This is a genomic window from uncultured Clostridium sp. (assembly GCF_947036855.1).
GTDB lineage: Bacteria > Bacillota > Clostridia > Clostridiales > Clostridiaceae > Sarcina.
This window is the reverse complement of sequence record NZ_CAMQRY010000011.1, coordinates 1-13714: the sequence shown is the minus strand read 5'-3', so window position 1 is coordinate 13714 and position 13714 is coordinate 1. Positions and strand designations below refer to the sequence as shown.

Below are 13714 nucleotides of genomic sequence, written 5' to 3'. Positions count from 1 at the left end.
TTTTTGATAAAAAATAAAATAAGTAAGTAGAGGATAATCATAATATAATTGGGGAAATATAAATATAAAGTTAAATTGTTTTACAAGCTTTAAAAATTATGTCATAATTATGGAATGAAAAAATGATTTATATTAGATTAAAATTAAGACGTTAGTGGGGATGAAGTATGAAGATAGGATTTGATGATAAAAAATATTTAGAAGAGCAATCTAAGTATATCTTAGAAAGAGTTAATGATTATGATAAGTTATACCTTGAATTTGGAGGTAAACTTATGTTTGACCTTCATGCAAAGAGAGTATTACCAGGATTTGATGAAAATGCAAAAATAAAGCTTTTATACAAGCTAAGAGAAAAAGCAGAAATAATTATATGTGTTTTTGCAGGGGATATAGAAAGAAATAAAATAAGAGGAGACTTTGGAACAACTTATGATGTTGAAGTTTTAAGAATGATAGATGATTTTAGATCATATGACTTAGATGTAAATAGTGTTGTAATTACAAGATTTAGTGGTCAGCCAGCTACAACAGTATTTATAAATAAGCTTGAGAGAAGAGGAATAAAAGTTTATAAACATAGTTCAACAAAAGGGTATCCAACAGATGTTGATACAATAGTTAGTGAAGAGGGTTATGGAAAAAATCCTTATATTGAAACAAGTAAACCTATAGTTGTGGTTGCAGCTCCAGGTCCAGGAAGTGGAAAACTTGCTACATGTCTTAGCCAACTTTATCATGAGCAGCAAAAAGGTAATGTTGCAGGGTATTCAAAATTTGAAACATTCCCAGTTTGGAATGTACCTTTAAAACATCCATTAAACATTGCTTATGAAGCAGCAACAGCTGATTTAAAAGATGTTAATATGATAGATCCATTCCATTTAGAAGCATATAATGTTAAAGCTATAAATTATAATAGAGATGTTGAAACATTCCCAGTTTTAAAAAGAATTATAGAAAAAATAACTGGAAAAGAGTCAATCTTTAAATCTCCTACAGATATGGGAGTTAATAGACTTGGATTTGGAATTATTGATGATGAAGTTGTAAGAGAAGCATCAAAGCAGGAAATAATCAGAAGATACTTTAAGACAAGTTGTGAATATAAAAAAGGTTATGTTGATAAAGATACTTTAGAGAGAACAAAACTTATAATGGAAGAATTAAGTCTTAAAGAAGCTGATAGAAAAGTTATACCAGTAGCTAGAGATTATGCTGCTAAGGTAAAAGAAACAGCAGATAAAAAAGATAATATTACAATAGTTGCATTAGAACTTAATGATGAAACTATTTTAACAGGAAAAAGTTCAGAACTTATGGATGCTACAGCGGCTGCTGTTATAAATGCAATTAAGCATTTTGCTAATATTAATGATGAAATGCATTTAATATCTCCAGTAGTTTTAGAGCCAATCATAAATCTTAAGTCACAGACACTTGGATTTAAAAGACCTGCACTTAACTGTGAAGAAGTATTAATGGCACTTAGTATATGTGCAGCAACAAATCCAATGGCACAAGTTGCACTTGGAAAACTTCCAATGCTTAAAAATTCACAGGCTCACTCTACAACAATAATTGGAAATGGTGATGAGCAAACATATAGAAAGCTTGGAATTGATATTACATGTGATGCTGAGTATGCAACAAATAGTCTTTTAGGAAATTAATTTTAATTTAAACAAAAGAATAAATGGTAAAAGGGTGATAAGCTAATGAAAAAATACTTAGATTATTTAGAAAAAGATAATGTAAAAATTTTGATTTTTGGTTTGATTTTAGGTAGAATATTTGAGATGGTAGGTATAAGATTCTATATGGGTATTGGAGTTTTATGCTGTATATGGTTATTGTTAAATTTGAATTTAAGAGAAAAAAATTATTTCAATAGAGATGGTAAAATAAAATATAAAGATATATGTAAGTAAAAATAAGCTAGGAGTTATTCTCCTAGCTTATTTTTTATATTTAAACATTAAATGATAATATTATTCATAGAAATAGTATAAGAATACTTTGATATAAGTCTTGGTATAAGTAATTTTTGGAGGGCTTTTTTTGAAAACGGGAGAGGGAAATATTTTAATAGCATTTGAGAAAGCTATAGAATTTATAAGGAAATTAAGTGAGGAGGAAATTAAGACTTTAATAAATAATGAGAGTTATTTAGTGCTAATGCAAAAGTCTGAAAGTGTAGATAGAGATGGAGCAAATAGAGATAGTAGAACAAATGGAACAGGTAGAGCAGAAGAAACTTCATATAATCAGAGAAGATGTTTTACAAAGAAAAGCGAGTATCAATCAGATAAAGAGAAAAAAACAGATTCGCAGAAGGAAAAAAGAAGTAGTGAGTCATCATTTGAGAAAGTAGAAGAAATTAATGAATTTGATATTTATATAAGAGAACTTAGTAGGTTTAGAGATATAGATGAAGCAAGAAAATATTTGTTGAAAAATAAATTAACGGTAACTAAACTTAAAATATTAGCTAAAAAGTTATCAATACATGTAAAAAGTAAAGCTAAAAAGATAGAAATAATTGATACAATTGTTGATGGAACTGTTGGAAGCTTTTTAAAATTTGAGGCACTTAGAAATTATTAAATTTAATATTAAAGTAAAGCATTGATTAGTTAAATTTCTATAAAATTAGAAATTTTTAAATTGATGCTTTTTATTTATTATAAATAAAAATTTATAGAGTTTATTTTAATATTAATAATAAAAGGTGAACTTAATTAATAGTTACTTAAAAATATTGACTATTAATTTTTAAATATGTATTATTAAGATGCGAATGATAATTGATTTCAAATAAGAGATAAAGTTAGTTAGAGGATAAGAGGGGTTAGAAGTTATGAAAAAGAGATATTTAATACCGACATTTATAATATTATCAATAGTATCACTTTTCATAGGAGTACATGATATTAGTATAAAAGATATATTTCTTGGAGATTCAGAAAAAATTAGTGTTTTTTGGATAAGTAGAGTTCCAAGACTTATAAGTCTTATAGTTGCAGGAGTGGGACTTAGTATAAGTGGAGTTATAATGCAGCAGATAAGTAATAACAAGTTTATTTCTCCAACAACATCAGCTACTATAGATAGTGCTAAGTTTGGAGTACTTGTATCAATGATTTTATTTTCATCAGCAAGTTTAACACAAAAAATGATAGTAGCATTTATATTTGCACTTCTTGGAACATTTATATTTATGAAAATAATGAAGGTAGTAAAGTTTAAAAATATAATTTTTATTCCTCTTGTTGGGATAATGCTTGGAAATGTAATAGGAGCAATAACAGATTTTTTTGCTTATAGATTTGATCTTATGCAGAATATGAGCTCATTTATGCAAGGGAATTTCTCATCAGTTCTTAGAGGAAATTATGAAATGTTATATTTGACTATTCCACTAGTAATAATTGCATTTATATATGCTAATAAATTTACAATAATAGGAATGGGGGAAGATATTTCAAAAAATCTTGGTTTGAATTTTGAGAAAATTGCTAATATAGGAATGGTGATAGTTTCACTTATAACAGTTCTTGTGATAATAACTGTAGGTAGTATACCGTTTGTAGGACTTATTATACCAAATATAGTTTCTATTTTTATGGGGGACAACCTTAATAAGAGTATATGGAATGTTAGTTTATTTGGGGCAGTATTTTTACTTATATGCGATATAGCAAGTAGAGTTATAATTTTCCCATATGAAATTCCAATAAGTCTTACAGTAGGTGTAATAGGAAGTATAGTTTTCCTATATCTGATATATAGGAGGAATACAAATGAAGGATAAAAAGAAAATATACATATTAGCTGGACTTGTTTTTATAATGATAGGAGTATTTTTATTTGAAGGCTTAACACCTAAGAATTTTGACTATAATATATCAAAAAGAATTCCACGGGTTATAGCTATGGTAATAACAGCTAGTGCAATAGCATTTTCATCAGTAATATTTCAGACTATAACAAATAATAGAATTTTGACACCTAGCATACTAGGGATTGATTCACTTTATGGATTATCTCAAACAGCATTAGTTTTTGCATTTGGTTCAGGAAGTATATTTATAGCAAATCCAACACTTAATTTTGGATTGTCAGTAATACTTATGATGCTTAATAGCTTACTTTTATATAAATTTGTTTTTAAGAAAAGTGGAAATATATTTTTCCTACTACTTGTTGGAACAGTGCTTGGAACTTTATTTAAAAGTATGTCTACATTTATGCAAGTTTTAATAGATCCTAATGAATATGATGCACTTACAGCAAAAATTATGGCAAGTTTTGAAAGTGTTAATACAGATATATTACTTGTAGTTGTGATAATATGCCTTGTAATATTTGCATTTATTTATGATGATATAAAAAAATATGATGTTCTTTTACTTGGAAAAGAACAAGCTATAAATCTTGGGATAAATTATGAAAAGATGGCAAAAAAGACACTTTTAATAGTTTCAATACTTGTATCAGTTTCAATAGCACTTGTTGGACCTATAACATTTCTTGGATTATTAGTAGTTAATTTATCTTATCAGTTTATTAAAACATACGAACATAAGTATGTAATAGTTGCATCAATGCTTATAAGTATACTTGCAGTTATTACAGGTCAATTCTTTGTTGAGAGAATATTTAATTATAATAGTACAGTGAGTATAATAATAAACTTTATAGGTGGAGTTTACTTTATATATCTTTTATTAAAGGAGAGCAAATCATGATAGAAGCTAAAAATTTAACTAAAAAATATGGTAGTAAAAAAGTTGTAGATGATGTATCAATAAAAATTGAAAAAGGAAAACTTACATCTATGATAGGGCCAAATGGTGCAGGGAAAAGTACTGTGTTATCAATGATATCTAGGATAATGAAGATGGATGGTGGAGAAGTTATTATAGATGGTAAGAATTTAAATGATTGGGATGAAAAAGAATTATCAAAAACAATTTCTATATTAAAACAATCTAATAATATAAATGTTAGGCTTAAAATAAGAGAACTTGTTGAGTTTGGTAGATTTCCTTATTGTGATGGAAGACTTAAAGACGAGGATTATAAGTTTGTGAATGATGCGATAGAGTATATGCAGCTTGCTGATATAAAAGAAAGATATCTTGATGAACTATCAGGTGGACAAAGACAAAGAGCTTATATAGCAATGGTTATAGCTCAAAATACTGAGTATATTTTGCTTGATGAACCACTTAATAATTTAGATATGAAACATAGTGTTCAAATGATGAAAGTTTTAAAGAATCTTACAATAGAGCTTGGAAAAACTGTTGTTATAGTAATGCATGATATAAACTTTGCATCTTGCTACTCTGATAATATTATAGTGTTAAAGGATGGAAGGCTTGTAAGGGATGCTAGCACTGATAATATTATAAATAAAGACTTTTTAGAAGAAATATATGAAATTGATTTTAATATACAAAATATAGATAATCAGAAAATTTGTGTTTATTTTTAAAAATAGTGAAGCTCTTAGTGTTAAGAGCTTAAATTAAAAGCATTTAATGATAATAAAAATCATTATTAATTATAAAATAAAAAATAAAATTTAGGGGGAAAAAAATAATGAATAAAAAAGTAGGTATAATAGTAGGTTTAGTTGTAGCAGGGTTAATAGGTGGAGCATTTGTAATAAGCGGAGCAGGGAAGAATAATAAGGTACAAGAAGATGCAGAAAAAACAATAGTTGTAACAGATAGAAAAGGAGAGGTTACAGTTCCGGTTGATCCAGAGAAAGTTGTAGTTTTAGATTATAGTTCACTTGATACAATGCAAATACTTGGAGAAGAGGCAATAGCAGTTCCAAAATCAAGTCTTCCAGAGTATTTAGACAAGTATAAAGATGAAAAATACACAGACCTTGGGAATCTTAAAAAGTTTGATATGGAGAAAATCAATGAACTTGAGCCAGACCTTATTATAATAGAGGGTAGACAAGAAGATTCATATGATGAATTATCAGAGATAGCACCAACAATAATGCTTGGTAGAAATGGTGGGGACCACTTTGGTTCACTTAAAAATAATGTAGAAGTTTTAGGAAAGATTTTTGATAAAGAAGATGAAGCTACAAAAAAACTTGAGGAAATAAATAAAAGAACTGTGGCTATAAATGATAAAGCCTCAAAGCTTGATGGAAAAGCTTTAGTTACAATGGTGTATGATGGAGAAATTACAGCGTTTGGTAAAGAATCAAGATTTGGAATGATTCATAATGAATTTGGTTTTAAGCAAGCAGATGATAAAATAGATACAGAAAATCATGGACAAACAGTAACTTCAGAGTATTTACTAAGTAAAAATCCAGATTATTTATTTGTTATTGATAAAGGATTAATATCAAGTAGTGAGCAAAAAGCAGCAAGTGAAGTTGTAGAAAATGAACTAGTTCAAAAAACAGAGGCATATAAAAATGGAAAAATAACATACTTAGATACAAAAGCTTGGTACCTTGGTGGGCCAGGAATTAATGCTACTGAAAAGATATTAAGTGAGATAGAAGGTAGTTTAAATAAATAATTTTATAAAAACAACCAATCGTCAATAATTGACGATTGGTTGTTTTTTATTTTATATTTTAATTAAAGTTTAGTCCAAGAGCTATCACTACCAGGGATAGTGTTTGTCCACCAGTTAGCTTGATAAATAGTTCCATCATATGAAACTTTATCTCCGCCATTATAAGCTCTTCCAGGAACATGTGGAGTTGAACCATCAGGATTTGCATCTACAATAAGTTCAAAGGCATCACTCTTATCAGGGTAAGCACCTTGAGTCCACCATTTAGTTTTATATTGATTTCCTTTATAAGTTACAATATCTCCTGTGTTATAAACTTTGTTTATATCAAAGTCATCAGTTCCAGTTTCTACATCTTTAACTGTTACAACTCTTTTTTGAGTAGTTGTAGCATTAGCAGAATCAGTTACAGAATAAGTTAAAGTATATTCACCAGCTTTATCTGTATCAACAGTACCAGAAACTTTGATTTTAGATGTTAAGGTCCCATCTTCTTTATCTGTAGCAGTAATTCCTTTTAATGGATCAAAACTATCAGAAACATTAATTTCTAAATCTTTAATACCATGTAAAACAGGTTTATTATTTTCTACAGGTGGAGGAGTGATATCTTTATCTTTAACTGTTATAACTCTAGTTTTTGTTGTTTCAAGTCCTTTAGAGTCAGTTACAGAATAAGTTAGAGTATATTTACCAGCTTTATCGGTATCAACAGTACCAGAAACTTTAACTTTAGAAGTTAAATCACCATCTTCTTTGTCATTAGCTTTAACACTAGCAAGAGGATTGAAATTATCTCCGATAGTTATAGTTTTATTTGAAATCCCACTAAGAGTAGGAGCTTGGTTAACTTCAGGGCCTACAGTTTCATCACCAAAAATAACTTGCTTTGAAAGTACAGTACCTTTTTCATTCATTCTTTGCCCAATAGATACAGATGTTATATCTGATGTATCAGTTGGAGTTTCACCACTAGCATTTAAGAAGAATTTATAGCTTTGACCTGGTTCTATATTTTTACCTTCCCAAACACCTTTAATATCAACAACAGTTTGTCCATTTTCAGTAGTTACATTTCCAGCCATATGGTCACCAGCTGTAAGTGTTAAATCAGAATCGATATAAAGAATAGGAGTTTTAATTGTTTCTCCGCTTCTTTCAAGTTCTTTTAAAACAGAATCACTTTCTTCTAATTTTTCATTGTTTTTAATAATGACTTCATATCCACCACCAGCACCACCATTTGGATTTGGAAGAGGTTTGATTGAACATTCTATATCTAAATCAGCATAAACTATTTCATGGTCAGGGAGTTCAGCATTTCCAAATAAACCTTCCTTAGTAGCAATAGTAAGTTCATCTCTTACATTAGTACCAGTACTCTCTTTATCCTGCGATGCCATCCATCCAATCATTCCACCAAGGTCATTTGCATTTACATAATCAGTTTTCTCAGCAATTGAGCGTTTATCATCATAAGTGAAGAATTTTCCACTTTCTGCATCATAAAGGTAAGGAGCTTTTGCTGTATCATCCCAATACTCTTTAAGACCAGGGAATTTTGTTTTAAGGTCATCTAAAGCTTTATAAGACCAAACACCACTAGCTCTACCACCTTCTCCAACTTTCATAGGAGCTTCATTTACAGCACCACGAGATGGAGTTTGATCAGCATCTTTATTTGTAAGAGCAGCATCACCAAATAATCCAGGAAGTGATGAGTCAGGACCTTCTGAAACTTGATCCCATCCTCTTGTATAGTAGGCAGCACCAACAACGATTTTTTCAGGCTCAGCACCTTGATCTATGAAATATTGAACACTTTCATCAACAGAAAGTCCAGCACCAGCAGTTGGATCTAGAGGGTTAGTATAAAGTCCAGTTTGATGTCCACTATACGGATCCCATGCTCCTCTCATATCGTAAGTCATAATATTAGCAAAATCTACAACATCAAAAAGTCTATCAACATCTATACCTAAATCAACCTTAGCTTTAGGAGCAGGAAGTGCAACACTTATTTCATAAGTTTTTCCAAGTTCAGCTCCTTTTTTATCTAAATCAACTCTAAGTTCTTCAAGGAAAATTATATAGTTTTCTTTATCAGCAGGAGTAGCTTTAGTTGTTCCTTCATCTTGGATATTATCAACTTTATCAGGTTGTCTAACATCACCTGGATATTCCCAATCAAGGTCAACAAAATCCATATTTGCATATTCAACATATTTAACTAAGTTATCTACAAGCTTAGCTCTTTTTATAGGGTCAGCAGTAACTTCTGAAAAATCTCCAGATTTAGACCAACCACCAACAGATATACCAAGTTTCATATTAGGATTTTTAGCTCTAAGTTCTTGGAAGGCGCTTATGATTCCGGCATTAGGGCCACCCCATTGAACGCCTTCTTCTCCTACAGGTGCACCAACTGCTGCATCTTTATCTGTAAATTTTAAATTACCATTTGAATCAAAGTCTAAGAAAGCAAAGTTTAAGTGTGTTAAATGCTCTGCTGGGATATCTTTTGGATAGAAATTACCTTGCCCACCCCAAATAGACCAGTCACCATAGTACATAACGTTACGTTTAGTTGAAGTAGTTTCTTTTTCTACAGCGATAACCTCACGTGCAGGCAAGTTAGAAATTAAGCCGCCAGTTAAAATAGCTGATAAAGCTAAAAGTGAAACAGATTTTTTTAGATGTTTTTGAAATGCTTTTTTTGCCAAAATATACAACTCCTTTTTAGTAAATATTTACATTAAGCATACATCAAAGGTTAATGGTTTACAATAGGAAATATGTAAATAATTAACATAAATTTTATTATAATAAATTATTAAATTAAATATTAGTTTAGTGATAAAAATAATATGTAAAAATATGAAAAAAATACATATTATTAATAAAAGTTTAATTTGATTAAGGTATTATCAAAGATATATAATTATATTGTTAAAATATAGAATTATTTGTTGGAAAAATCTATAATTTAATATTTTAGCAAAAACAAAATAGGGGGGACTTTTAAATGTCAAACAAAAAACAAGCTACAGATCTAGGGAAAGGTAAAATTAGTAAATTGCTTTTACAGTTAGCCTTACCGGCAATTATTGCTCAGATAGTAAATGTTCTTTATAACATAGTTGATAGAGTATTTATCGGAAGAATTCCAGAGGTTGGAGCTCAAGCGATGGCAGGAGTTGGTGTTGCTTTCCCAATTATCATCATTGTATCAGCATTTAGTGCTTTAATAGGTGGAGGTGGAGCACCACTTGTAGCTATTAAAATGGGACAGAAGGATAAAGAAGGGGCTGAAAAAATACTAAGTAACAGTTTTACATCTCTTATAGTAATTGGTGTTATTTTAACAGTTGGATTCTTAATATTTAAAAGACCAATACTTATGGCATTTGGAGCGAGTCCAGCAACTATTGATTATGCGCTTCAATATTTAACAATTTACTTATTCGGTACAATATTTGTACAAATTGCTTTAGGACTTAATCCATTTATCAATGCACAAGGTTTTGCAAAGATAAGTATGATGTCAGTTATGCTTGGAGCAGTTATAAACATAATTCTTGATCCAATATTTATATTTACATTCAACATGGGTGTAAGAGGAGCAGCACTTGCAACTCTTATTGGACAAATGGCTTCAGCTATATGGGTACTTAAGTTTATACTTAAAGATAGTCCATTAAAGCTTAGAAAAGAATTCTTAATACCAGAAGCTAAGGTTATCTTAGGTGTTATGGCACTTGGAATCGCTCCATTTATCATGCAAACAACTGAGAGTTTAGTTATAGTTAGTATGAATAATCAACTTGGAAAGTTTGGAGAGTTAATGGGACCAGGTGGTGGTGATTTAGCTATCGGTTCAATGACTATCATGAGTAGTATAATGCAAATTATATTATTACCACTTATAGGAATAAGTCAAGGTGCTCAACCTATTATTAGTTACAACTATGGAGCTAAGCAATATGGTAGAGTTAAAGCTACATTCAAGTTATTATTAACTTGTTGTATGGGATATACAACACTTATGTGGGCAGGTCTTATGGCAATGCCAACAGTATTTGTTAAACTATTTAATGATAGCCCAGAGCTTATTCAGATTACATCATGGAGTATTAAATTATTCTTTGCTGGTATCTTTGTACTTGGAGCACAGGTTGCATGTCAACAAACATTCCTTGCACTTGGTCAAGCTAAGATGTCATTAATGCTTGCATTACTTAGAAAAGTATTCTTATTAACACCGCTTATATTTATACTTCCAAGCATAATGAAACAAGATCAACTTATGGCTACTTACTTAGCCGAATCAGTTGCAGATGTCTTGGCAGCTACAACTACGATAACATGTTTCATTATATTCTACAAAAAGACTCTTTCAAAGATAGAGGATTTAGAAGAAGCAGATGAAAAAGCAAGTGTTTAATTAAGTAATAATAAATATGAAAGCACCTAGCATGCTAGGTGCTTTTTGTTATAATATAACAATATAAAATTTTAAAGTAAAAGGGGAAAGAAGATATGAAGAGAGTTTTTGAGGTATGTACAGGTTCATATAATGATGCAGTTTTAGCAGATATAAAAGGTGCTGATAGAATTGAACTGTGTGATAATTTACTTGAAGATGGAACAACACCAAGTTATGGGACTATAAAAAGAACAATTTTAGATGTTAAAGCTGATATTATGATTATTATAAGACCTAGAGGTGGAGAATTTGAATTTTCAAAAGAAGAAGAGCTTATAATGATAGAAGATATTAAAATTGCTAAAGAACTTAATGCATATGGAGTTGTAATTGGAGCTTTAAAAGATAAAGAAATAGATTATGAAATGGTTAAAATTCTAGTAAATGTAGCAAAACCAATGAGTACAACATTCCATATGGCATTTGATGAAATTGAAGATAAGAAGAAAGCAATAGATTTCCTTGTAGAAATAGGTGTTGATAGAATACTTACAAAAGGTGGGAATACCAATGCATATGATGCTATGGAATCATTAAAAGAATTAAATGATTATGCAGATGGTAGAATCTCTATAATGCCAGGAAAGAGTGTTACTACAGAGAATAGAGATGAAATACTAATGAAAACTGGAACTTTTGAAATTCATGGAAGCAAAGTAATATAAAAAGAGCCTACCGAAGCTTTGTGCTTGGGTAGGCTTAAATTTTATTAATACGTAGATAACTTAAAATTCAAAAAAAATATAATAGCAAATAATAAGTTCTATGATTAAAATAGCTGGTATTCCTATATAAAATTTAGGATGCTTTGTTTTATGTCTAAAGATATGCATACCTAAATAACTACCAATACTACCACCAATAAGTGCAATTCCAATAAGAGTTTTTTCCTGTACTCTCCATTGGTGTTTAATAGCTTTTACCTTATCAACATACATAATGATAAATCCTATTATATTTATTACTATAAGATAAAGAGAAACAAGGTCTTTCAATGTTAAAATCCTCCTTAGGTGTTTATAAATTTATAATATATAGATAATATTATAACACACAAATAAAATGTAAATTTAATGGATAATATCAATAAAATAACAAAAAGTTAATATTATGTTTGTGTGTTCATGATAATATGATATAAAAGATAGGGGTATAGGAGTATATATAATATGAAAGAAAATTATTTTAATAAAATAAAGGGAATTACAACTTATGAAAAAATAAAAAGTTTTGCAGATGATGAGCAGTTAGAGATGATAGAAAAACAATATAAGCAAGGACGGTTATATTTTTATGGTGTTGATGATGTGAAGAAAATTGATAAAGAAAAAAATATAGTTGTTTTCTTAGAAAATAGGTGTACTGATGCAGCTACATTAATGCCATTTTTAGATAAGATAGCATATATTAATAACAATATAAAATTACATTTTTGTAGTGCAAATGAAAATGAAGAACTTCTAGTAGAAACTTTTGGTGAAAAAAAAATACCTACTGTAGTAGCTTTAAATAGTGAAATGGAAGTTAGTGGAGTATATAGAGAGTTTCCTATAAAGGTTAAAAAGTTGATAGAAAGAAACCCAGAGAAAAAAGAAATGATAGTCAAGGGTGAATTTAGAAAAGGTAAGTATAACTTAGATATACAAAAGGATATCATAGAGTTATTACTTACAGTTTAAATTATTTATAGTATTTTATTTAGTAAAATATATGTGAATTGCATATTTGTTTTTATGAATATGATCAACTTTATCTAGATGAGCATCTAATGAGAGATTTGATATATCTTTATATAAAACAAGTTTTTTATTTAAATAGGTAAGTCTATAATCATCTAAAAGTTGCTGCTGATTTTCATCAGTAGCTTTTTTAATTTCTTCAAAACTACATTTAAAGTAATCTATATTTTGTTCTTTAAGATATTTTTTTATAAGTTGTTCACCATCTTCAGAGTTATAAAAGCTACATATTATATTTTTATTAGCATCCCTTACTAGGATATTGTTGCAAACACCAAATAGGAAAGCAAATCCTTCATTTATAAGAGGGATATTACTTTTGAATTTTTTGAAACCAGACATTTTACCACCTCGAAAAATATTTTATTTTAATAAAATTATACAACTCAATTGAAAAAATGCAAAAGTTTTAGTAAATATATAGTAAAAAGTGAAAATCATCTGTTTTTAAGGAGATATTAATTAAATATACTTTTTATTTTGTCGAATTATAGATATAATGATATAGAGATTTAGTACAAGGAGGGGAATTTTTTATGAATACAAATTTAATTGAAAATAGTGAATTAAAAAAATACTTAGAAAGTTATAAAAGATTTTTCTTTCGTAAACAATTAGATAATGCTAAAAGTATACTTATTTTAGATAAGAAGTGTGAAAGTTTAGGGTTAGATAAAGAAGAGGTCAAGCAAGCAGAGGTTTCATTACATAAAAATCTTTTAGAAGCTATAGATTTTATAAGTACAATAATGGACTTAAATAAATCTTTAGATATTTCAGAAGATGCTATTGAAATAGAAGAATATTGCAAGGACCTAGGGTTCACGAAAGATGAAATGGATTTATGCATAGATTTTGCTAGAAATAGTAGCAAAGAGGATGTAGAAAATTATAAGGCTAAGATTATAGAAGATAAAGTTGAAAA

The 13714-nt window shown here is 29.0% G+C and carries 14 protein-coding genes; 11 read left to right on the top strand and 3 right to left on the bottom strand.

The annotated features are described in order from the left end of the window. Positions 1–167: 167 nt before the first annotated feature. The 7 genes from Q0V15_RS02800 (at position 168) to Q0V15_RS02770 (ending at position 6564) form a co-directional block, all read left to right on the top strand. Complete coding sequence (locus Q0V15_RS02800; RefSeq protein WP_297435783.1) at positions 168–1673, top strand: DUF1846 domain-containing protein; 1506 nt, start codon at positions 168–170, stop codon at positions 1671–1673. A gap of 45 nt (positions 1674–1718) precedes the next feature. Further along, complete coding sequence (locus Q0V15_RS02795; RefSeq protein WP_297435781.1) at positions 1719–1931, top strand: hypothetical protein; 213 nt, start codon at positions 1719–1721, stop codon at positions 1929–1931. Positions 1932–2061: 130 nt separating this feature from the next. Further along, on the top strand, positions 2062–2607 hold the full coding sequence (locus Q0V15_RS02790) for a hypothetical protein (protein ID WP_297435779.1): 546 nt from the start codon (positions 2062–2064) through the stop codon (positions 2605–2607). 253 nt (positions 2608–2860) lie between these two features. Next, on the top strand, positions 2861–3814 hold the full coding sequence (locus Q0V15_RS02785) for an ABC transporter permease (RefSeq protein ID WP_297435778.1): 954 nt from the start codon (positions 2861–2863) through the stop codon (positions 3812–3814). Next, positions 3804–4751, top strand: coding sequence for an iron chelate uptake ABC transporter family permease subunit (locus tag Q0V15_RS02780; protein ID WP_297435776.1), 948 nt, complete (start codon positions 3804–3806; stop codon positions 4749–4751). The genes Q0V15_RS02785 and Q0V15_RS02780 overlap by 11 nt, the downstream gene beginning before the upstream one ends. Beyond that, entirely contained in the window at positions 4748–5503 is a 756-nt protein-coding gene (locus Q0V15_RS02775) for an ABC transporter ATP-binding protein (protein ID WP_297435774.1), read from the top strand. Before Q0V15_RS02780 ends, Q0V15_RS02775 begins: the two co-directional genes overlap by 4 nt. 107 nt (positions 5504–5610) lie before the next feature. Then, positions 5611–6564, top strand: a complete 954-nt coding sequence (locus tag Q0V15_RS02770) for a siderophore ABC transporter substrate-binding protein (protein WP_297435772.1) — start codon at positions 5611–5613, stop codon at positions 6562–6564. A gap of 62 nt (positions 6565–6626) precedes the next feature. Here the strand turns inward: Q0V15_RS02770 and Q0V15_RS02765 are convergent, their stop codons facing one another. After that, positions 6627–9287, bottom strand: a complete 2661-nt coding sequence (locus tag Q0V15_RS02765; protein WP_297435770.1) for a glycosyl hydrolase family 18 protein — start codon at positions 9285–9287, stop codon at positions 6627–6629. A 302-nt stretch (positions 9288–9589) separates the two neighbouring features. Here Q0V15_RS02765 and Q0V15_RS02760 point away from each other — a divergent pair, with 302 nt between their 5' ends. Together Q0V15_RS02760 and Q0V15_RS02755 are read left to right on the top strand one after the other, a co-directional pair. Next, positions 9590–11008: an MATE family efflux transporter gene (locus Q0V15_RS02760; RefSeq protein WP_297435768.1), complete on the top strand. Its 1419-nt coding sequence runs from the start codon at positions 9590–9592 to the stop codon at positions 11006–11008. A gap of 95 nt (positions 11009–11103) precedes the next feature. Then, positions 11104–11715, top strand: coding sequence for a copper homeostasis protein CutC (locus tag Q0V15_RS02755; protein ID WP_297435766.1), 612 nt, complete (start codon positions 11104–11106; stop codon positions 11713–11715). Between the two features lie 60 nt (positions 11716–11775). On the opposite strand, the gene Q0V15_RS02750 is transcribed toward Q0V15_RS02755, so the two are convergent. Continuing rightward, positions 11776–12045, bottom strand: coding sequence for a DUF1294 domain-containing protein (locus Q0V15_RS02750; RefSeq protein WP_297435764.1), 270 nt, complete (start codon positions 12043–12045; stop codon positions 11776–11778). Positions 12046–12219: 174 nt separating this feature from the next. Here Q0V15_RS02750 and Q0V15_RS02745 point away from each other — a divergent pair, with 174 nt between their 5' ends. Then, positions 12220–12729, top strand: coding sequence for a thioredoxin family protein (locus Q0V15_RS02745; RefSeq protein ID WP_297435762.1), 510 nt, complete (start codon positions 12220–12222; stop codon positions 12727–12729). A gap of 15 nt (positions 12730–12744) precedes the next feature. Here the strand turns inward: Q0V15_RS02745 and Q0V15_RS02740 are convergent, their stop codons facing one another. Continuing rightward, complete coding sequence (locus Q0V15_RS02740; RefSeq protein WP_297435761.1) at positions 12745–13131, bottom strand: hypothetical protein; 387 nt, start codon at positions 13129–13131, stop codon at positions 12745–12747. 194 nt (positions 13132–13325) lie between these two features. Here Q0V15_RS02740 and Q0V15_RS02735 point away from each other — a divergent pair. Then, the coding region (locus tag Q0V15_RS02735) for a hypothetical protein (protein ID WP_297435759.1) at positions 13326–13714 on the top strand (389 nt) is incomplete at its 3' end.

Coding starts and splice junctions, on each gene's coding strand:
- Q0V15_RS02785 (WP_297435778.1), top strand. CDS start 2,861: ATGAAAAAGAGATATTTAATACCGACATTTATAATATTATCAATAGTA.
- Q0V15_RS02755 (WP_297435766.1), top strand. CDS start 11,104: ATGAAGAGAGTTTTTGAGGTATGTACAGGTTCATATAATGATGCAGTT.
- Q0V15_RS02795 (WP_297435781.1), top strand. CDS start 1,719: ATGAAAAAATACTTAGATTATTTAGAAAAAGATAATGTAAAAATTTTG.
- Q0V15_RS02800 (WP_297435783.1), top strand. CDS start 168: ATGAAGATAGGATTTGATGATAAAAAATATTTAGAAGAGCAATCTAAG.
- Q0V15_RS02760 (WP_297435768.1), top strand. CDS start 9,590: ATGTCAAACAAAAAACAAGCTACAGATCTAGGGAAAGGTAAAATTAGT.
- Q0V15_RS02745 (WP_297435762.1), top strand. CDS start 12,220: ATGAAAGAAAATTATTTTAATAAAATAAAGGGAATTACAACTTATGAA.
- Q0V15_RS02775 (WP_297435774.1), top strand. CDS start 4,748: ATGATAGAAGCTAAAAATTTAACTAAAAAATATGGTAGTAAAAAAGTT.
- Q0V15_RS02780 (WP_297435776.1), top strand. CDS start 3,804: ATGAAGGATAAAAAGAAAATATACATATTAGCTGGACTTGTTTTTATA.
- Q0V15_RS02770 (WP_297435772.1), top strand. CDS start 5,611: ATGAATAAAAAAGTAGGTATAATAGTAGGTTTAGTTGTAGCAGGGTTA.
- Q0V15_RS02740 (WP_297435761.1), bottom strand. CDS start 13,131: ATGTCTGGTTTCAAAAAATTCAAAAGTAATATCCCTCTTATAAATGAA.